Raw genomic sequence first — 20,768 nt, 5'->3', positions numbered from 1 at the left:
TCTGATTTATGATTTGTGATACTTGGGGTGTTGGTGGTACTGTATTTGCAAATTATTACTATCGGTTATGGGTGGATAGAGCATGAGGTTGAATTATTATTTGACGTATGTGCCGTATTGTATGGTAATTATACAATATGTGAGTAGCATATTGAACAGGCTTTGCAGATTTGGGGTGATTTTGACTAGAACATAGGGTATCTACCAAAAATAGGTCTGTATTCACGAAAATAAGCAAATTTCACGTGAATCGACTCTGCGGGAGGAGTGAGTGAATAGTAGGGGTCCGCAAAAGGATTCGGACAGTCGTTCTGTCTACTCTCGAAGTCTTGTCAGAATCGGCGTGCTGAATAGAGAGAATAGATTTGGTGATCGACGATTCAGTCTGAATCTGGGTCCACTTCACTGTATAATGCTACAAGCACCATGAGTCCGCCCCAAATGTATGGAATTGCTGAAAGCACAGAGTGAGGCGTTATAATGGGAAGTTCGAATAGTAAAAGACCATAATAGACCGCGAAAACAGGACCAGAGAGTACCACAAAGAACGCGCCCATGGTAAACGAAGTCACAAACCAATCATTTAGCACACTACCGAGGTCGTCAGTTGGAATTGATTCGTGCGCCCATAGCGAATATTCCACTTTATATATGAGAATTGCCGCCATAAAGTAAAAATACCATTTTGGATGTAATCCACTTTTGAAAATCCACCAGCTAAATAGAACACTGAGTTCATCTTGTAACCAATTTATTGGTGAAACATATATCATGGACGTCAATATCAGTGGTATTCCCACAGAAGAAGCTCTTCTCAAGGCTATGAGAAATCCATTAATAATACTAGTATCGGAACTTGAAACCACGGAAATACGGATATGCATTGCTAATACTGATAGTGCTAGAAACGGCAAACCACCAAAGATCAGTAATGCTGCAATCTGAGTCATCCTATTATCCAACGTGAGAGTCATTTGAATTCCTATTCCCATTCCTCCGATCAAAATAGCGCTAAATCCAAGGAATAAAATCTGTATTTCTACCGGTATATCTCTACTTTCCTGAAGATCATCTATACCTCCATGGAATCTAATTAGAAGTTCAATGAGTATCGCTAACGCAGGAGTGATTAGCCCGACAAATTGTATGAGTTGTAATAAAGTAGATTGTTGGACCATCTGTGAGTTTATCTCTAACTATTAGTTTTAATTGATTGGGATATCGATCTCGATATCTATCCCGTAGATACTCGCTCCGAGTTCAGCACGTAAATTTCGGCAGGTAGGAAACGTCTGACGTTGAAAAGTATGGAGACCTCCGCTAATCGCTATAAGATTCGCCTAATACTTATCTCATAACAAGATGTATCCATTATTGACAGACATGGATGGCCAAGGGAATTCTGAGCAGAATATTGTTAAATCACTTGAAAACATTCACAGTCTCGAATTAGAAGCCCTACGTCGGGCTGGTGTCGCTAAAGAAAAACGAGAAGGACTTCGGATCGAATCGACTGAAGCTCTCCGCCTATTCCGTGAGGCAACTGGCTACCTCCTTCGATTACGTGAACTGCGCAGAGATATGGAATACGATCTGCATGGCGATAATACACCTCATCCTGAGCGAACAATTGGATATCTTGATGACTACAACCGAATCCTTAGAGACATTCGCAAGAACCAGTCGTTCGAGGCTTGTGTAGGAAGTTTTAATGAAATCACATATGACCAATTCAGTGGTCAGAACATGGGATACCGCGTGTTCATCGAGGATCGGACGGAGAGAATAACGCGTACTTCATCAAGAGGCTTCGGCTCTAACTCCTCCGTAACCAAGGACTTTGTTCTTCCTCGCGTATCGCGACTCACGAAAGACGTTGAGAACTCTCTGATAGGTCGATGTGCCTCAGGAAAGAGACCCTAAAGCAGGCAGTATTCATCTGTGGCGACTTGAATCGGCCAGTTCCTTGTAGGTCGAAAATGAGGTTGCTGCCCAACCGCTTGAGAGATCAGTTAATCTCTCATCCGATACTACATAGTACCGTCTCACACACGGGATTTTCTCGCAAAAATGTAGCACTCCAACTCCGACCGAGTCTCTAATTACTCTTTAAAAAATGGGAGCGCAGCCATCGCACCGAAAGTCTCACGTATTCGAATTACTGGTATGAAGTCCTTGAGCCAACAGTTCAGGCTGAGTGACGTAGTTGGCAGATGCCGTCCTTTACTATGAGGTCACATTCAGATTGCTTGAGAACCATCCTGCTCCCTCTTGGTCAAGTCCTCCATTGAAAATCGTATTTAAACGAATTCGGCCGTCGTCATCAAGGAGAACTGGTTCACCCCAATACTCCAAATCGTGGACGACAAACTGAACGATCAGGTTCCTGTTCACCAAGTAGTTCACTCGCTCGGAGAGAATTTGGTGGATATATTGACAGACAAGCTCGGGTTCCTCAGCACCACGCAGATAACTGTCTAACCCATAGACAGTAACGTCGTATGGGATCTCTTCCATGCTTTCGACGCGACGGAGGAACTCGACGATGCTCATCTCGTCGCTAAACATTTCTCCTTCTTTTAGGGCATCGCGAGAGACGACGTGGTAGCCAAAGCCGAAGTTCATTCTGTCATCCTATACTGTGTCGTCATTTGACTTAAACTTCAGCGAGCTGGCTTGTGATTTCCTACTTCATTAGCTGAAGTCTCCGAGATCGAGTTGTGTATCGGAGCGTTCTTCGACGTAGTTTGCGATGTCAGCGTAGTCCTCTTCGTTCTCAATCTCGGCTAGTCGGCGGAGTGCAGCAACTGACCCCGCATCAGTCCATTTGCCGAACTTCTGAGCGAGTTGGTCAGTCTCGAACAGATAGTAGAGGTAGTGGGCGTTGTCGATAGCGATCGAGTCACGCTTCCCCTCGATTCGCTCAGCACGCTTGAGCGGTCCGAGAACGTGTAATTGGTCTCCCTCCCGTTCGAGGAGGCCTTCTTGGATTAACTCTGTGACGTCGACACCTCGGGTCTGTAGCTCTTTGTTGAGCGTATTGAATGCGATGCTGTCGCCGCGACCAAGAACATACGTCAAATAGATAGCGCTGAGAGTGTCCATCTCGTCGCTCATGATCTGAACACGCTCGGCCATCAACTGTTCGTCGACAATGTCACGAATTGTCTCAAGTGCCTCATCTACTGACACCTTTCCGTCCTCGCCAGTAACATTCGGGTAGTGCTCGGAGTAGACCTCAAGGCACTTCCCCATCGTGACGGCGAAGATGTCTCCTTGCGTGAGACGCGAGCCGCTCTCCTCAAGGCGATTGATCTCTTCGCTGGCACGGAAGTAGATGTCATCCTCGAGCGACCGCCAGCTGACATTCTCGGGGTCCTCATCACGGTCTCGGCAGACTACAATCATGTCGTACTCAATGTTCGCCTTATCGTGGATGTGGGTACTTCCCCGCATCTCGCCGCGAATCGGATAGAGTGCGGTGACGTAGAATCCTGCCTCGAGAACTGACTTGAGTACCGTACTCCATCCCGATGTCTCCTTGTGATGGAAGGTGAAGGCCATGATACCGCTGTCCTTGAGTTTCTGATTTGCTTGGTCAAAGACGTTCGTCAGTCCCGTTACGAAGTGATCCTCGTCACGGTAGGTGTCGACGTTCTTTGCAGGGTCACTGACGACTTCACTGACCTTCGGGGTTAGCTCAGCGGTGAAGTGTTCATATTCGTCTTCGAGTATCTGCTTGAGCCAAACGTAGAAGAAGTCCGCTGTCTCAGCGTACATCACGTTGTCGAAGTATGGTGGATCTGTGATGACGGCGTCTACGCTATCGTCCTTGACAGGGAGGTATTCAGACGTACCACAGCGAAGGTAGACATTTCCGCTCTGTCCCAATTCTGAGGGTTCATCGACGATATGTCCCTCGATTTTCCCGATCCCGTCCTTCTGTTTCGTCTCTCCGTCCTCGACATATTTCTCGTACGGGTTCTGACAGAACTCCTTGCCCGCTCGCATCTTGTCGAACTCACCCGAGAACGTCCCTCGACCATACTTCGTACCCCATATATTGTTCTCGATTGGTTGATGTCTCGAGAGTATCGTATGTCGCTTGTAGACTCCTTCAAGCTTGTTTGCCGTGCGGTTGTACTCACACAGCATGTTGTTGAACTCTGTCGCGCTTGAGAACGCCAGTAGAGCGAACTCCTTCACATTCTGATTGTCAATTTCGTCGATAACGTTGAGTAGTTTGGAGAGACACAGGAGTTGACGTGAGTTGAACATCTGATGGTAGAACTCGTAACCATGATTACGAGCACGATCGGAACTACCTCGATATCGCTCCTGCTGAGGGATGGGGAGATCATCCCACATCTCTTCGAGTTCTTCTTCCGCCTGTTTGACTAATTCGTGGTCAAAATCCTCAGCGCTCTTGTATCCCTTTTCATCCGACTTCGGGCAGTAGTACTCAACCGCAAAGAGTTCCTCATCGGGCTTACCGAATCGTTCGACACTCTCGATGATATTCATCTCAGGGTGCTCATCACAATGGGGACAGGTATACGACTTACCTGAGACGTGGCCTGTATCGTACGGGATGAACTCGCAATTACAGTCAGGGCACTCTGTATCCGACCGATAGTCGTCGGTTGGGAAGATGTTCCAACAGTCAGGACAGACGACGTTGTAGTAACTGTCCTTCGACGAGCGGGAACTTGCCAAGCGATAGTCCTTAAATAGGGGAACGTCCTCTCCACAATTCCGACACGGGAGCTTCTTAATCCAAAAATGGTACATTGAGTCCGCGTGGTGGTCATCACAGTGCGGACACTCTGTTCGGTAGTACTCTTGTATCTCTTGACCGACTTTCTCCTCTATTTCCTCGAATGCAGCATCAAGGTCGTCCAAGTCCACTGGTTCGACTTCCTTCTTCTCGACGAACCAAGCAACGGGATTCAACTCGCTCCCGATGGCGTTACAGCCCATACGAAGTGATTCTACGATACTCGTACCTCCGCCTGCGAAGGGATCAAGGACGGTCTTGCCTCCGAAATCGACATCCTCGAGGTAGTACTCCCATAGTGCATCGGGGTTGTCCCAATCGATTTCGGGAAGTCCCTCGTTCTCGCCGAACGTCGACTGGCGCTCACCGTCAATAGACATCTCCTCGTCAGCTAGTGAGTAGAGTATCATCGTACGGAAGACCGATCCCAGGCGACGTGCCCACCACTTGTGCATCGTATAGACAGGACGGTAGTACCGTTTCGCGTGGGCCTCCTTTTCTGCGATTTCGTTCACCTGATCGATCGGGAACGAGATTTCAATCGGTCGGCGTCGCTGGCTGTCTTCACTCGGTGTTGAGAATTCTTCGGACATCGTTAGAGAGTTACCTCGATTCGGGGGGTGATGCACTCAGGGAGACTGAGGCCGCCGTGTTGGAACGTCGAATATTTCCCGCGTGCGGGCCACGTGTAGCGACCGATGGGCATGTAGTACCCGTCAGCCTCTACGACCAATCCATCATCGACTAAGTCGTCGGCGTTCACGTCACCGACGCTCTCGAAGCGCCCACTGAAGGTCTGTTGGAGGCGCTTCTTGTCGTTGTCTGAGGTGTGGAACGTATGACCCGAATCTAATCGGGCGTAGCCGTGATCAGACCCGATGACGACGCGTTCAGCATCAAGTTGGTCAAGAACACGAAAGAACGTGGTCTCTGTCTTCTCGTACATCTCTTCGATGGACGAGAGCTTTGTCTTGCCCTCTTGGATGTTCTCGACCAGGGCATCGGGGAAGCGACACCAGACAAGATGCTCGTCGCCGTCGAGTGACGGCTCCTGACTCTTGACGTTCGCGGTCTTGTATTCTTTTTTCAGATCGTTGTAGCCCACTCGCTCGCGGTAGGGTGTCGTCTCTGAGGGAACGGTGGAGAACGAATAACCGACAGCGGGATCATATCCGCCTTCTTTGAGTTGATCAACAAACAACGCGGCTTCACGGACGCTCATTCCGTCCATAACGACGAACGCACCATCGTCGGGAATCTCGATGGAAGCATCGTTGACGCACCGATTTGGGAGCACCTCGGTGTAGAACTCGCTGTAGACCTCGAGGAGCAACTGCTCATAATTGACCAACTGCTTCTCGCGATTGTAGTGCGAGGTAACGTCGTCTGCCGAGGGGGACCAAATTCCCCATATTGCATCCCAAACAGTGTCGACAGGATTCTCGTCGTCCACCAGCCGTGTTAGCACTTCATTCTCGAACTTCACGTTCCATCACCACCGTTGCTTCAATGTGGTTTCCGCTCGGGAGTTGTTCGAGGAACTCAATCAGCTCATCCTTGGAGAGGTCGTCGACGTCGTACGAGAGGTCGATGTGCGTCACCGTATCTGTGTCCCCGTTCACGCGAGCCTCAGCATTGCTTCGCAAGACACGGGCCGCGGGACCCTCCAACGTAACTGTCTTCGTCTCGGTTTGCGTTGCGGTTGTCCCACCTCCTCCACTATTCGGCGGGTTCGTTGTGGTGCTCCCGTTTCCACCACCGCCGTTGCTGGTGGTTATGTCATCCCCCCCACCTGTGGTTATTGCTGTGCTGTCGTTGGGGTCACTCACCTCCACAGTAGTCGATTTCGTCTTGGTATAGACGGACTCGTCGAGGTTGCTCGGATGGTGAATCGTCAGTTCTCCTTCTAGTTCGGGAAGAGCATCTCCCTTCTGTTTGGCGTAGAATTTCGCACGATCGCTCTCAAGAACAACTTTTTTGTCCCGATATAGCTGGCCTAGTGCAGAGTAGAATACGCTCTCGTCGAGAAGAACGGGCATCCGACGGAACTGGCGGAAGTCGTTAAGCATCGAGGCGACTGTGATACCATTCTGTGCCTCTTTTACCTCGTCGACAATTCTCTCGCCGACGTAGTTCTTGTCACGTCCGACCTTCGACTTCACATCTTCGACGTCAGCGATAACTGTCTTCTTCCGCATCCGAACGCCACCGCTCGGATCTTCGCTCCATTTCACCCAACTTCCGTATCGGTTCGCTAATTCGTTCCGAAGTTCCCTCCGCTCGTCGCGGATAATATTCTCGAGTTCACCTTGTTCATCGTCAACCTTTCCGCGCAAGTTTTCCGCGCCAAGCACGCGAGCGGTCTTCTTGATGACATCGTCGTCTTCTCGAACCTTCTGCTTCGGCGTGACGATTAGGACCGTGTTCTGATAGGTCCGTCCCTCGAAGAAGTCGTTGAGTTTTGCTGTCAACGCCCCATTTGAGAGATTATCAAGCGTTACCACCACCGAGAGGTCCTTTGAGTCGCTTACTTCCTCATCGGGATACACAGAGACGTCGCCGTCCCAAACATCGTCGCGAACAACCTCAACGAGTTTTGACTCGATGGCTGTATGGTCTCCGTTGAGCACTCGCTCTTGTTCCCGAGTGACGAGTGCCGTAAGCTTGGGATCCTCGGTAATGTAGTAGTTCTCTTTCTGTGCGTCACGGTCGAGATAGTGGGCGGTCCCGTACAGACTACCCAAAGACATGTCCAATTTCGACACAGACGTCTTCTTTGGTTTGTAAGTGCCGAGAAGACACTGCGTGACTGAAGCCATCTGCGACCGTTCGTCAAGCGTATAGAGGAGGATCGTTTTGAGAAGACTCTCTCCATATTCGATATCCTTGACGGCGTCTGTATCAGAAACGTAGCGGTTGAACAGCGTCTGATTGATGCCACGGAACGCCGCTGCTTCGATGTCAGAGGTGATAATGAGATCTGTCTCGTCGTAGAGCCGACGTACTGTATCTGCGAGAACGTTCATCGCACCTCGAACACTCTGTCGCTCCCGTCCCCCTTCGTAGAGACTGTCGAGAAGGTCAAGCAATTCAGGATGGAATGGATAGGTTTCCACCATTCGGTTCTCGAAGCGTTTCTCCTCATCAATCTCGATGGGGTAGGTGTAATTATCTACGTATCTCTTTACGATCTCTCGCACCGCGTTTTCATCAAGCTCATCCCGTGAAGTCTCGAACAAGCGATGGAGGATGATCTGTTCACGATCTCCTGTCGAGTTAAGATCGACCGCGTAGGGATTCGTTCGGTTCAGGATACGCTTGAGGTCTTGACTCTTGTCGAGGAGTGTAATGAAAACGAATAGTTGTTCATCGGGATCATTTGCGACCTCTAGCAGATTCTGAATAAAGAACTCGTTACGGTTGAGCAGCTCTTCGTCAGCCTCGTCATCGAAAGATTCCCACCACGTCTCGATTTCGTCGAAGAAGATGGCAGCAGGTTCGTTATCGACGAGTTCTTCGATGTGGTCAGTCGTTGGATAGCGTTCGACGTCATCGAGAATTTCTCCCTTGCCAAGCTCGTTGAAAATCGGTTCCCAAATGAAGTCAGCGTCAGTCTTACTCGTAGAAAGGATGGATGCACGGGCCGAGTCAGGAAGGTTGAGAGGGATTTCCCACTCATTGAGCCAGTCTTGCGCAATGTCGGGCCTATTGAACAGATGGTACAGAGTGAGCAGCCCGTGAGATTTACCCGCCCCGTATGGCCCTGACAGCATGATACCGCCTTGACTGTCACGACCTTGGAGCTTGTTGTCGACGTGTTCGAACCCCGTTCGTAGTGCGTTAGAAGGATACGTCGTTGAGAGTAACCGACGTGGATCGTTCTCAAGCCGATCATTGGACGAAGAATCACCAACTTTGTGAGCCTGAAGAACTCCTTGGAATTTCCCCTCAATCACCTCTCCCCGTGGCGTGAGGAGATTCGAGATAGTCATGATGTCCCTCTGCGTAGGTGACATACTTCAGAGTTTCCACGACGTCGTGCAGGGCCGCTGACCACCCCAACCTGTGGTTATCAATAACATCCAACCCCGTCCAATTGCATAACAATTGTCAGATTGTTCTCTCATGTTCCTTGTGTCGGGCGTACGCACGTAACCCCACAAAAAGATGAATCCGTGGGAAGAATGTTGCCTCGGGGAAAATGTCATCTGTAACGCATAGCCGTCACATTCTGTCCACCTTGTCTTCATCCGATGTTACACTGAACATGCGATGCCCTATGGGGCTGACACACGAGGACTTATACTGGTCGCCCCACGTAATCTGTGGTAGAGCGAGTGAAAATCGGTTCAGCGCAATTCGTCGGCGGTTGGGGTAGTGGACCATCCTTCAGCCTTGTGGAGGCTGAGACGCGGGTTCGATTCTCGCACCTGGACCTTCTTCCGAACGTCACACAGTGAGCGTGTGCTCGCGGTAGCGAGCACCGCAAGTAGACAGCAAGTGAGGAGAAGTCCATACTAAGAGAATTGAAGTAGACCGAGGTTCTTCGCGAACGCAGGTTCTCGGACGTAGTTCGATTCTCGTAGCGTGACGTTCCAGAGACTACTCTCTCCTTCGATCGTTCTACGTCTGTTCTCCACCGGTTGTCACCGTTGAAGACGGATGAACAACACGACTATGCCGAGCATACATCCGGCGAAGACCAGTGGCAGTAGCGATTCAAATCCGACAATGACCGTATCTGCGGAACTCACACCCCTGTCGATGTGGTTACGTGGTATAAGCACGACCCAGCAGCCGTGCACGGAGTCCAGTTGAGAGTACTGTCATCTTCGGTTCTCGCGCCTGCTCGTCTCTCGATGTCACCACTCCTCCCGTGGCGGCGGGTTCTCTAGTAGACGGCCACACTCCGGACACCGGAGGTTGTCACCCTCGTCACCGGCGACGACGCGCATCTCTCTGTGGTCACATTTCGGACACTCCTTTGGGACGCGGATGTCGGTGGTCCCCCGTGGCGCGCCTACCGCGAACAGGACGACGTCGTCGTCCGAAGCGTTCTTTCCCGACTGGAACTCACCGGGAGCGAACCGAATCGCTCCGCCGTCGTCGACGACGACGTCTCCAGTCTCCGTCTCGAAGGTGAGTTCGCCGTCGACGACGACGAACACCTCCTCTTGGTCGGCATGGGCGTGCAGCCCGGTCGAGAGCCGCTGCCCGGGTGCGAGTCGATAGCGGTTGAGTGCGAACCCGGTCGTTCCCAGCGGGTCGGACAAGCCGCGTCGGTCGAGGTCGGTCTCGAACGAGGTCGAGGGAACGTCGTCGATAGCGATCTTCTTCACGTCCACCCGGTCGTCCGAGGAGAACAAATGCGTTCGGCCGCTGTCACCGCGAACAAGAGCGGAAGACGAGTTCGCTACCCCAGTCGCTTCTACCGCGCTTCGAACGGCGACGACCGTTCGCCCACGCCGTCGGTCGCGCGAGTCGCGTTCAGCGCCCCGGTCGTCTGGATGATGTTCAGCGCGGTCATCAGGTCGGTTCGGGAGACGAGTCCGACGAGCTCGCCGTCGACGTCGACGACGGGGAGGCGGCCGACGTTGTGTTGCTGCATCGTCGACAACGCCTCCATCGCCCCGGCGTCGGGAGTGATGCTGGTGACGTCGTCGGCCATCACGTCCTCGACGCGGTAGGCGTCGCGTTCGACCTCGTTGACGCCGCGGGCGTCGTTGAGCGTCACCATCCCGACGAGCGCGCCGTTGCGCATCACCGGGTAGCCGGTGTGGCGCTCGCGGAACATCCGCTCCATCAGTTCGGCGACGGTGGTCTGTTCGGTGACCGTGTGGAGGTCCTCGCGACCGGTCATGATGTCGCGGACGACGACGTTCTCGAAGGCGGCCTTCATCACCGTCTGTTGGGCCTCGCTGGAGGCTCCGATGTAGATGAAGAACGCCAGGGCGACGAGAAACAGGTTCGCGAACAGGCCGAAGATGCCGAGCATGAAGGCGAACGCTTTGCCGACCTCGGCGGCGATCTGGGTCGCTCTCGCGTGAGGGCGGTTACGTGCCAGGAGCGCCCGGAGGACGCGGCCACCGTCCATCGGGAAGCCCGGAAGCATGTTGAAGACGGCGAGCGCGACGTTCGTCATCGCGAGATAGCCGAGCACGAACTTGACGGCCGCCTGGCTCTCCGGAACCGCGAGGAAGCCGACGTAGGAGACGACGCCGACGAGGACGCTGACGATGGGGCCGGCGACGGCGATGTAGAACTCCTGTTTCCAGTCTTCGGGTATCTCGACGAAGCGGGCGACGCCGCCGAACAGCCAGAGCGTGATCGACTCGATCTCGAAGCCGAACTTCCGAGCGACGAGCGAGTGGCCGAACTCGTGGAGGAGGACGCCGAGGAACAGCCCGAGGGCGGCGGCGACGCCGACGATCCACGACATCGACCCGCTCGTGAGCGGACCGACGGCGATGCTGGTGCCGAAGAGGTCGTTCATCACCCCGGTGAGGTTGGCGACGTCCGCCCCGATGAGGTAGGCGAAGAACGGCAACACCAGGAGGAACGTGAAGTCGAGTTTGATGGGAATGCCGAACGCGCTCCCGATCCGAATGCCTCGCATACCTCCCTCTAGTCGGGGCGGACTCTTAAGTTCGGGCACGACAGCGACGGTTCCGTCGGGGACAACGCTTACCCGACCGACCCCGTAGACGACTCTATGAGCGATCCGACTCCTCATCCGGTCGTCAAGCGCGCGAGCGACGTCGAGTACGAGACGGTCGGTGCGGCCGACGGGATGCAGAAGGGCGTCCTCCTCGACGACTCCGACGGCGCACCACAGTTCGCGATCCGGCGGTTCACACTCGCGCCGGGCGCGTCGGTGCCGAAACACACCAACGAGGTCGAACACGAACAGTACGTGCTCGCTGGTGAGTACACGGTCGGAATGGGCGACGAGGAGTACACCGTCGCCGCGGGCGACTCGCTTCTCATCCCGGCGGGGACGGTCCACTGGTATCGAAACGAGAGTGAACTGGAGGGCGCGTTCCTGTGTGCCGTCCCGAACGGCGACGACAGTATCGACCTCGTAGAGGACTGACTACTCTCCGAGACCGGACGTCGGTCGCCGCGTCACGACCGACGAACAGCGCGGACAGACGTACGCCGTCGACGTCGCTGACTCGTCTTCTCGCGTCTCGAGTCTCCAGTCGCCGGACAGTGGACTCTCGTGGCCGCAGGAGGGGCAGATGAGAACCGTCTTCGGTGGACGGGCGGTCGGGGTTCGTTCGTCAATGCTCGACATTCGATTCGTCGTCCGGGACAAAAGCGTAAATAGTTGACTATCTAATGGATTTTGTGTATCGTTCGTGTTGGTACTGGTTGGTTTGGCACGTGGTTCCACAGAACTCGGGCTCGTCGACGGTCCGTGTCCGACTCGGCGTGTGCCGACGCTACCGTGTCCCTGAAATACCCCGTGCTCGTAACGTAACTCGTGTCTCAGCAGGTCGCACAGGTGGACACCCTGTTCCTCCACGAACTCGGCGATAGATTCCAGGTCGTGGTCACCCGCGACGGCGAGCGCGTCTTCCGTGGCGTGCTCGAACTGAAGGAGACGAACGCGGGTCCCCGTCCGGGCAAGTTCCGGAAGAAAGACGGTTCGAGCGAGAAGCCGCGCAGCCCCGACGAGTTCGTCGAACTCGCACGGAACGCCAAGCGAATCCGTATCTCCGATCACACCTCTCAGACGGGCCGCGACGAGCTCCGCGAGATGCTCGACGGCTACCAGCTGGAGGCGCTCGTCGTCCGGACCTGTCGGTACTGCGCCGGCAGCGGCCGATACTCGCCGATCACCGAGGACACCGCGATCAAGGCCGACCGCGACTACATCTGTCCCGACTGTGCGACCCGCGAACTCGAACGCGAACTGTCGTTCAAGGGTGGACTCACTGGGGCTGCCCAGGACCGATTGGAGGACCTGCTACTCGACGTGCAGGATCTCGACCGTATCACGAACCTCCTGAAGGGCGACCTCGACCCCGACCTGACGAAGTTCGACGAGATCGGCGCAACCGTCGACGACGTGAACCCCGTCCGGACTGCAGACCTCGATCTCCACCCGAAGCTCCAGCAGCAGGTGGAAAGCAGGTTCGAGACGCTGCTGCCCGTCCAGAGCCTCTCGGTCCGAAACGGTCTGTTCGAGAGCGTAGAACGGAGTTCTACGGACGACGCGAGCGGGCGAAGCCCGCGAGCGGGTGGCGACGACCAACTCGTCGTGAGTGCGACGGCGACCGGGAAGACGCTGGTCGGCGAACTCGCCGGCGTCGACCGCGCGCTGAAGGGCAACGGGAAGCTCCTGTTTCTGGTTCCGCTCGTCGCGCTCGCCAACCAGAAACACGAGGACTTCAAAGAGCGGTACAGCGACCTCGGCTTGAACGTCACCATCCGCGTCGGCGCGAGTCGTATCAACGACGACGGCAATCGGTTCGACCCCAACGCCGACATCATCGTCGGCACCTACGAGGGTATCGACCACGCCCTGCGGACGGGGAAAGATCTCGGCGACGTCGGCACCGTCGTCATCGACGAGGTCCACACGCTGAAGGAGGACGAACGCGGCCACCGCCTCGACGGGATGATCTCCCGGCTGAAGTACTACTGCGAGGAGCGCGCGAAGCGGCGCGACAGCTACGACGGCGCACAGTACATCTACCTCTCGGCGACCGTCGGCAACCCCGAGTGGCTGGCCAAGCGCCTGCGGGCGACGCTCATCGAGTTCGAGGAGCGGCCCGTCCCCATCGAACGTCACCTCACCTTCGTCGACGGCCAGGAGAAAGCCCGCATCGAGAACCGACTGGTCAAACGGGAGTTCGACCGCAAGTCGTCGAAGGATTTCAGGGGACAGACGATCATCTTCACCAACTCCCGGCGACGCTGCCACGAGATCTCCCGCAAACTGGAGTACTCCTCTGCTCCCTACCACGCCGGGCTCGACTACGGTCGCCGGAAGCAGGTCGAGCGACAGTTCGGCGACCAGGAACTCGCCGCCGTCGTCACCACCGCCGCCCTCGCCGCCGGGGTCGACTTCCCGGCCTCGCAGGTCGTCTTCGACTCGCTGGCGATGGGGATCGAGTGGCTCTCCGTCCAGGAGTTCAGCCAGATGCTCGGCCGCGCCGGCCGTCCCGACTTCCACGACCGCGGTATCGTCTACATGCTCGTCGAACCCGACTGCCGCTACCACGGCAGTATGGACATGACCGAAGACGAGGTAGCGATCAAACTCTTGAAGGGCGAGATGGAGGACGTCCTGACGCGCTACACGGAGTCGGCCGCCGTCGAGGAGACGCTCGCGAACATCACCGTCGCGGGCAAACGCGCCAAGCGACTCAACGACCGGATGCTCGGCGAGATCGACACGAAGCGGGCGCTCGGCCGCCTCCTGGAGTGGAAGTTCATCGACGGCTTCCAGCCGACGCCGCTGGGTCGCGTCGTCACCCGACACTTCCTCTCGCCGAAGGACGCGTTCCGCATCCTCGACGGCATCCGGTCGGGGTTAGAGCCGTACGACATCGTCGCCGAGATGGAGCTGGCCGACGAAGAGGACTAGAGGGCGCCTCGGCCCGAAGGCACTTCACCGGTCGTTCGACGGCCAAAAACCGCACGTTCACCCTCCGAATCACCGTCTCCAGACGCCTCTTCTTTCCGACTCCCCAACCACGAAGTACGATGTCCGAACACTCCGAGTCGACGGTCGCACTCGACCCCGAGGACGACTGGACGACGCTCTACGTCGACGGCGAACGCGACGCCGACAGCGAGACGATCCCGGTCGCGAACCCGGCGACCCGCGAGGCGTTCGCCGAGGTCCCGCGGGGGACGACCGAGGACGTCGACGAGGCGTACGAGACGGCCGCCGAGGCGCAGGCGGCGTGGGCCGATCGGTCGCCGGCGGAACGGACAGCGGTGATCTCGGCGGCGGTAGACGTGATGCGCGAGCACCGCGAGGAGATCCTCGACCTCTTGGCCGTCGAAGCGGGCAGCAGCCAGCTGAAAGGACAGATCGAGTTCCAGTCCGCCGTCGGCATCACGAGCGAGGCGGCGAGCTTCCCGGCCCGGATGGGTGGCGACTACAAGGATTCGAACGTCGCGGGGAAGGAGAACCTCGTCAAGCGCGAACCGATGGGCGTCGTCGGCGTCATCTCGCCGTGGAACTTCCCGCTGCATCTGTCGATCCGGGCGGTCGCGCCCGCGCTAGCGACCGGCAACTCGGTCGTCCTCAAACCCGCCTCGAACACGCCCATCACCGGGGGGCTACTCCTCGCCCGGCTCTTCGAGGCCGCGGGACTCCCCGAGGGCGTCCTGAACGTCGTCACCGGCGAGGGGTCGGAGATCGGCGACCGGATGGCCGGCCATCCCGAGGCGAGCGTCGTCGCGTTCACCGGGTCGACGCCGGTCGGCCGACGGGTCGCCAAACAGGCCGTCGACAACCTCGCGCTCCCGGCGATGGAACTGGGCGGCAACGGTCCACACGTCGTCCTCGAGGACGCCGACGTCGAGCAGGCGGTCGCAGCCGGCGCGTTCGGGACGTTCCTCCACCAGGGGCAGATCTGTATCTCCATCAACCGCCACCTCGTCCACGAGTCGATCTACGACGAGTACGTCGAGCAGTTGGCCGAGAAGGCGGCGTCGCTGCCGATCGGCGACCCCCGCGACGAGGAGACGGTCGTCGGGCCCATCATCGACGAGTCGCAGCGCGACGAGATGCTGGAGTACGTCGCGGAGACGGTCGACGCGGGTGCGACGCTCGAGACGGGCGGCGAGTCGGTCGTCCCCGACGGTGTCGACGTCGATGACGCCGACAGCCTGTTCGTCGAACCGACGGTGCTCTCGGGGGCGACCAACGAGATGGCCGCCGCGTGCAACGAACATTTCGGCCCGATCGCGCCCGTCATCCCCTTTTCGGACGACGAGGAGGCCGTCGAACTGGCCAACGACACCGAATACGGGCTGGCGGCGTCGGTGTTCTCGGAGAGCCGCGAACGGGCCGAGACGGTCGCCGACGGCGTCGACGCCGGGATGGTCCACCTGAACGACATGCCGGTGAACGACGAACCGCACGTCCCGTTCGGCGGAACGAAGGCCTCGGGTATCGGCCGGTTCAACGGCGAACACGTGCTGGAGGAGTTCACGCAGCCGAAGTGGATCGGCGTCCAGCGCGACCCCCGAGAGTACCCGTTCTGACCGCTCGCGTCCACACCGAATCCCCTCTCGCCGACCCGACCACCGACCCGACCGTCGAGTGACGGTTTCGACGCCGATTTCCCACATCCTTTTGCCGACCGGTGCCGTCGCAGACGACGTGGTCGCGATAACGCCGGGGATGGTCGTCGTCTTCGCCATCATCCTCCTCGCACTGTTGTTCTTCGCGACGGAACCCGTCCCGGTCGACATCACCGCCATCGGCGTGATGGTTGCGCTCATGCTCGTTCCGCCCGTCTCGGAACTGCTGGTGTCGGTCGGTCTCCTCGGAGCGCCGATCGAGACGATCACGCCCGAACAGGGGATCTCGGGGTTCTCGAGTGCGGCGACGATCACCGTCCTCGCGATGTTCATCCTCAGTGAGGGCGTCCAGCGAACCGGCGTCATCCAGATCCTCGGCGCGAAGGTCTCGTCGCTGACGGGCGACGACGAGTCGAAACAGCTCGGAGCGATAATCGGTCTCGTCGCCCCAATCTCGGGGTTCATCAACAACACCGCCGCTGTCGCCATCCTCCTGCCGATGGTGACGGACCTCGCCGAGCGCGGGAAGACGTCGCCGTCGAAGCTGCTGATGCCGCTGTCGTTCGCGTCGATGTTCGGCGGGATGCTCACACTCATCGGCACGTCGACGAACATCCTCGCCTCCCAGCTCTCGGAGCGACTCGGGCAGGAGTATCCCGGAACGGGCCTCGACGCCTTCTCGATGTTCGAGTTCACCCAACTGGGGCTCGTCGTCTCGCTGGTCGGGACGGTGTATCTCCTCACCGTCGGCCGGTATCTCCTCCCCGAGCGAATCAAACCGCAGATCGACCTGACCGAGGAGTTCGAGATGGCGGAGTATCTCACCGAGGTGACCGTCCGCGAAGACTCCCCGCTCGTCGGCCAGCAGGTCCAGACGGCGCTCGTGGAGACGGAGTTCGACGTCGACCTGATCCAACTCGTCCGCGACGAGGAAGTGTTTCTCGAACCGCTCGGGCCGAAACAGATCCAGGTCGGCGACGTCTTCGCCCTCCGGACGGACCGCGACACGCTCGTCGAACTCCTGGACGTCGAAGGGCTCGACCTCGTGCCGGAGGTCGTCGTCGACGAGGCGGAGTTGGAAGCCGCCGCCGGCGGGCAGAACCTCGTCGAGGTCGTCGTCGCTCCCGGCTCGTCACTCGTCGGCGAGTCGCTCGCCTCGGCGTCGTTCCGCCAGCGCTACGACGCGACCGTCCTCGCACTCCGACGCGGCGGCGAACTCATTCGGCGGCGGATGGACAACATCCCGCTGCGCGTCGGCGACACGCTGCTCGTGCAGGCGACGACCCAGAGCATCGAACGACTCGACCAGAACCGCGATTTCATCGTCGCCCAGGAGATCGAACGCCACGACTACCGCGAGTCGAAGATCGTCGTCGCCGTCGGTATCGTCGCCGTCGTCGTCGGCCTCGCCGCACTCGACTTCGTCCCCATCGTCGTCTCGGCGCTCGCCGGTGCGCTGGCGATGGTCGCGACCGGGTGTCTGAAACCGACAGAGGTGTACGACGCGGTCCAGTGGGACGTCGTCTTCCTCCTCGCGGGCGTCATCCCCCTCGGCATCGCCATGGAACAGACGGGCGCGGCCGCGCTGCTGGCGGCGTTCGTCGTGATGACCGGAGAGTTCCTCCCCCTGCTGGCGGTGCTCGGCGTGTTCTACGTCGTCACGGCGCTCCTGACGAACGTCATCAGCAACAACGCGAGCGTCGTGTTGATGATCCCCGTCGCCTTCGAGGCGGCACGAACGCTCGGCGCGAACGCCTTCGCGTTCATCCTCGCCGTCACGTTCGCGGCGAGCACGGCGTTCATGACGCCCGTCGGCTACCAGACGAACCTGTTCGTCTACGGTCCCGGCGGCTACCGGTTCACGGACTACATGCGCGTCGGCGCGCCGCTCCAACTGCTGTTCGCCGTCGTGACGACGCTCGGCATCGCGTTCTTCTTCGGACTCCGGCCCTGAGCGTGATGAACTGGGGAACGAAACGCTTTACAAGCGGTCGGGTATTGATGTACATGCGGGACCGTGGGTTAGCCTGGTATACTTCGGGCCTTGGGTGCCCGTGACCCCGGTTCAAATCCGGGCGGTCCCATCCGTACTAATCTTCACGAGTCGCCAATCAGTCAGATAGCGGGATCTACAGCTGTCGATAACTCGCCCTGAGTGATCGTCGCGACGATCCGGAAGAAGCGGCCGACGCGACGAGCGAGTCGCTCGGGCCACTCGGAGACGACGTGGCGTTTCGAAACTGAGCGGGACTGGAATCACACCCCCATCTCTTTAACTGTCGACGAGTAATAGATAGTTCAGTGACACCTTCGAGTCCGCTGCTTCGCCCGCGGGCACACGTCGCCGTCATCAGTTGCGTCTGGGTACTCCTGGTGGTCGTCGAGTGGTGGCTCGTCGCCCCGAGTACGGTGGTCGACTACGGCTACTACGGACTCGCAGCGGTTGCGTTCCTCCCGTTCGCGCTGCTCCTCACGAACTTCGTCTACCACTTCGCGTATTCGGGCGAGACGCTTCCCAGGGAGTCCGTCGGCGACGATCGCCCCCGGGTCGCCGTCCTCTATACGACGTACAACGACGTGATTCCGTTGTGCGTCGAGCGGACCGAGGAGGCGGTGAGTTACCCCGTCGATCTCTGGATCCTCTCGGACAGCGACGACCCGGACGCCATCGCCGCGGAGCGGAACTTCGAGGAGTGGCGGCACTACACGCGTGACACCTCGCGCGGCGGGAAGTCGGGGATCGTCAACGACTGGCTCACCGACTACGGAGACGAGTACGAGTCCTTTCTCACGCTCGACGCCGACACGATGCTCGCTCCGGGAAACGTGACGCGCCTCGTGGAGCACGCCGAACACCCCGAGAACGACGACATCGGTATCTTCCAGCTACTCAAAGAGGTCCACCCGGAGCTGGCGACGACGCCGTTCGCGCGGATCGTCGGTCGCGGCGTGAAGTGGTCGACGCGCATCTCGCCTCCGGTGATGAAACTCGTCTACGGACAGAATACCTACTGGGGGTCGGGCGGGTTGATCCGCACGGACGCAGTTCGTGACGCCGGCGGGTACGACGAACAGCTGATCTGCGAGGATTTCGTGCTCACGGTGAAGTTCGACAAGGCGGGTTGGCGATCGGTCGTCGTGGACGAGCTCTCGTACGAGGGCTTCCCACTGGACCTCCACGCACTGCGGGTTCGGACCATGCGGTGGGTGCGAGCGAACCGGCAGATGCTCCCGCTGTTGGCCGACCCCGACGTCTCCACGGGAACGCGACTGAACTGCCTCATCCCGATCATGTTCTACACGGTGACGCCGATCCTCCTGAGTATGGTGCTGCTCGCGGCCGTGGAGTCGCGGGTCGCCGCCGCCGCCGTTCCCAACGTCGCCTTCGCGGCCGCGGTCTTCGCCTTCATCTTCCTTCACCGGAGCGTCGTCGCCTACCGGGAGATCGGTCGCTTCCTCGTCACTGCGGTCTTGGAGACGCTCGTCGTCCTCGGGATGAGCCTCCGGGTTACGGTCGCGCTCCTGTTCGGCGCGATGGTCTGGACTCCCTCCCGGAAGACGGCCCGGGAGTTCGGCTGGCGCGAGAGCGTCACCGAGACGCTTCCGGAGATCGGTGTGGGACTCTTCCTCGTCGGCTCGCTCGTCTTCCACCGCAACGGCCCGAGCGTCGGCTTGCTCGTCGGGCTGTGGGCGGTGTCGTTTCTCTCGACGCCGTTCATTCTCCGGTACACGTCGACGGTCACCGACGGATCATCTCCCAGAAAGACTTCCCACGAGCCGAGTCCGGAAGCCGGCGGCGATTAACTACCGCCCGGGGTCGACCAACGACGTTTCTGGCGGACGAATCACTCGGTCCCCGGTCGGTCCCCAGAAGTCGAGGTAGCCGGGCGTGACTCCGTAGTCGAACTCGGTGCTCGTAACGCGCCATCCCGCGGTCGCAAAGACCGAACTCACGGCCGCCGCCGCTTCGTCGAACTCGCCTCCGACGTGGTCGGTGACGGTACCGATGTCCGTGTGCGCTTGTGCAGCGACGCCGACGAGGTCGCCGTCGCTGTAGACCGGCCAGAGATAGAGATGGTAGCCGATCCGCGGACCGAGAGGATCGAGCAGCTTCCGATAGTTACCGACCGGCGGAACGAGTCGCCTCGACTCCCTGCACCAGACTTCGGCCGGTTTCGCGTCCTTGGTCGGCCAGAACTCACCGATGGCTGCGACGACCTGCGTCCACCCGTCGCCGACGCCGATGCCGTTCTGTACGTCCGTCAGATCGTACGCCGAGTCGGCGAGATCGAAGCGGAGGTTCACCGGCATCGTGACGTCGTACTCGCCGGTGCGGTTATTGTAGGTCACCAGGGGAAACAGGGTCGCCTCGTCCCGTTCGGTCACGACGGGTGGTACACTCCCATCGCGGACCTCGGAGGTCGTCTCGGCGGCGGCTTCGACGTCCTGTTCGGCCGGGGTGCGAAGCCCGTGCTCTCGGACGCGTCCACCGACCACGCCGGCCGTGACGACCGCGCCGCCCGTGACGACAGCGCCGAGACCCACGAGAAGTTCGCGACGTCCGTACTCCGATCGTTCTGGCACGCTATCTCAACTACGGTGAGAAGTGAGATAACGACGCCGCTCGGGCCGGGTCGGAAATCTCCACAGAAGCGACACAGAGGACTCTAGGGAAGCATCGTGGACTCGCTATCAGCGACTCGAGACGACGCCGAACAGT

General features: G+C 58.3%; 14 protein-coding genes and 1 tRNA gene. 6 read left to right on the top strand and 9 right to left on the bottom strand.

All coding sequences use genetic code 11. From position 1 onward, the window contains the following. Positions 1 to 380: 380 nt before the first annotated feature. From EOHIBHHM_RS05610 to EOHIBHHM_RS05580, 7 genes are all read right to left on the bottom strand, one after another. The gene (locus EOHIBHHM_RS05610) at positions 381 to 1,178 is read right to left on the bottom strand and encodes a hypothetical protein (protein ID WP_497255430.1); all 798 of its coding nucleotides are present in this window, start codon (positions 1,176 to 1,178) and stop codon (positions 381 to 383) included. 1,048 nt (positions 1,179 to 2,226) lie between these two features. Continuing rightward, complete coding sequence (locus tag EOHIBHHM_RS05605) at positions 2,227 to 2,625, bottom strand: DUF8076 family protein (protein ID WP_497255428.1); 399 nt, start codon at positions 2,623 to 2,625, stop codon at positions 2,227 to 2,229. A 69-nt stretch (positions 2,626 to 2,694) separates the two neighbouring features. Beyond that, entirely contained in the window at positions 2,695 to 5,370 is a 2,676-nt protein-coding gene (locus EOHIBHHM_RS05600) for a DUF1156 domain-containing protein (protein WP_497255426.1), read from the bottom strand. A gap of 2 nt (positions 5,371 to 5,372) precedes the next feature. Then, positions 5,373 to 6,263, bottom strand: a complete 891-nt coding sequence (locus EOHIBHHM_RS05595) for an alkaline phosphatase (protein WP_497255424.1) — start codon at positions 6,261 to 6,263, stop codon at positions 5,373 to 5,375. Then, positions 6,247 to 8,769, bottom strand: a complete 2,523-nt coding sequence (locus tag EOHIBHHM_RS05590) for a DUF499 family protein (protein WP_497255422.1) — start codon at positions 8,767 to 8,769, stop codon at positions 6,247 to 6,249. The genes EOHIBHHM_RS05595 and EOHIBHHM_RS05590 overlap by 17 nt, the downstream gene beginning before the upstream one ends. A gap of 870 nt (positions 8,770 to 9,639) precedes the next feature. After that, a complete protein-coding gene (locus tag EOHIBHHM_RS05585; RefSeq protein WP_497255419.1) occupies positions 9,640 to 10,116 on the bottom strand; it encodes a cupin domain-containing protein in 477 nt (158 codons plus the stop codon). 89 nt (positions 10,117 to 10,205) lie between these two features. Then, entirely contained in the window at positions 10,206 to 11,393 is a 1,188-nt protein-coding gene (locus tag EOHIBHHM_RS05580; RefSeq protein WP_497255417.1) for a M50 family metallopeptidase, read from the bottom strand. Positions 11,394 to 11,489: 96 nt separating this feature from the next. Between EOHIBHHM_RS05580 and EOHIBHHM_RS05575 the strand changes: the two genes are divergently transcribed. Next, on the top strand, positions 11,490 to 11,870 hold the full coding sequence (locus tag EOHIBHHM_RS05575) for a cupin domain-containing protein (protein WP_497255415.1): 381 nt from the start codon (positions 11,490 to 11,492) through the stop codon (positions 11,868 to 11,870). Here the strand turns inward: EOHIBHHM_RS05575 and EOHIBHHM_RS05570 are convergent, their stop codons facing one another. Then, on the bottom strand, positions 11,871 to 12,074 hold the full coding sequence (locus EOHIBHHM_RS05570) for a DUF8106 domain-containing protein (RefSeq protein WP_497255413.1): 204 nt from the start codon (positions 12,072 to 12,074) through the stop codon (positions 11,871 to 11,873). It abuts the gene before it with no gap. Between the two features lie 189 nt (positions 12,075 to 12,263). Here EOHIBHHM_RS05570 and EOHIBHHM_RS05565 point away from each other — a divergent pair, with 189 nt between their 5' ends. The 5 genes from EOHIBHHM_RS05565 to EOHIBHHM_RS05545 all read left to right on the top strand — a co-directional run bounded on the left by EOHIBHHM_RS05565 (position 12,264) and on the right by EOHIBHHM_RS05545 (position 19,852). Continuing rightward, complete coding sequence (locus EOHIBHHM_RS05565; protein WP_497255411.1) at positions 12,264 to 14,375, top strand: DEAD/DEAH box helicase; 2,112 nt, start codon at positions 12,264 to 12,266, stop codon at positions 14,373 to 14,375. Positions 14,376 to 14,494: 119 nt separating this feature from the next. Beyond that, complete coding sequence (locus EOHIBHHM_RS05560) at positions 14,495 to 16,009, top strand: aldehyde dehydrogenase family protein (protein WP_497255408.1); 1,515 nt, start codon at positions 14,495 to 14,497, stop codon at positions 16,007 to 16,009. Between the two features lie 139 nt (positions 16,010 to 16,148). Beyond that, the gene (locus EOHIBHHM_RS05555) at positions 16,149 to 18,002 is read left to right on the top strand and encodes an SLC13 family permease (RefSeq protein ID WP_497256920.1); all 1,854 of its coding nucleotides are present in this window, start codon (positions 16,149 to 16,151) and stop codon (positions 18,000 to 18,002) included. A gap of 57 nt (positions 18,003 to 18,059) precedes the next feature. Continuing rightward, positions 18,060 to 18,132 (top strand) — tRNA-Pro (locus tag EOHIBHHM_RS05550). A gap of 217 nt (positions 18,133 to 18,349) precedes the next feature. Then, positions 18,350 to 19,852 (top strand): glycosyltransferase family 2 protein, encoded by a 1,503-nt coding sequence (locus tag EOHIBHHM_RS05545; RefSeq protein ID WP_497255406.1) that lies wholly within the window; start codon positions 18,350 to 18,352, stop codon positions 19,850 to 19,852. On the opposite strand, the gene EOHIBHHM_RS05540 is transcribed toward EOHIBHHM_RS05545, so the two are convergent. Then, positions 19,853 to 20,632, bottom strand: a complete 780-nt coding sequence (locus tag EOHIBHHM_RS05540) for a hypothetical protein (RefSeq protein WP_497255405.1) — start codon at positions 20,630 to 20,632, stop codon at positions 19,853 to 19,855. It lies immediately after the preceding gene. Positions 20,633 to 20,768: the final 136 nt, after the last annotated feature.

It is taken from the genome of Halogranum roseipondis (assembly GCF_059695585.1).
The sequence above is the reverse complement of the archived record's forward strand: the minus strand, read 5'-3'. Positions and strand labels throughout refer to the sequence as shown.

Coding starts and splice junctions, on each gene's coding strand:
- EOHIBHHM_RS05600 (WP_497255426.1), bottom strand. CDS start 5,370: ATGTCCGAAGAATTCTCAACACCGAGTGAAGACAGCCAGCGACGCCGA.
- EOHIBHHM_RS05590 (WP_497255422.1), bottom strand. CDS start 8,769: ATGACTATCTCGAATCTCCTCACGCCACGGGGAGAGGTGATTGAGGGG.
- EOHIBHHM_RS05610 (WP_497255430.1), bottom strand. CDS start 1,178: ATGGTCCAACAATCTACTTTATTACAACTCATACAATTTGTCGGGCTA.
- EOHIBHHM_RS05605 (WP_497255428.1), bottom strand. CDS start 2,625: ATGAACTTCGGCTTTGGCTACCACGTCGTCTCTCGCGATGCCCTAAAA.
- EOHIBHHM_RS05580 (WP_497255417.1), bottom strand. CDS start 11,393: ATGCGAGGCATTCGGATCGGGAGCGCGTTCGGCATTCCCATCAAACTC.
- EOHIBHHM_RS05560 (WP_497255408.1), top strand. CDS start 14,495: ATGTCCGAACACTCCGAGTCGACGGTCGCACTCGACCCCGAGGACGAC.
- EOHIBHHM_RS05555 (WP_497256920.1), top strand. CDS start 16,149: ATGGTCGTCGTCTTCGCCATCATCCTCCTCGCACTGTTGTTCTTCGCG.
- EOHIBHHM_RS05575 (WP_497255415.1), top strand. CDS start 11,490: ATGAGCGATCCGACTCCTCATCCGGTCGTCAAGCGCGCGAGCGACGTC.
- EOHIBHHM_RS05570 (WP_497255413.1), bottom strand. CDS start 12,074: ATGTCGAGCATTGACGAACGAACCCCGACCGCCCGTCCACCGAAGACG.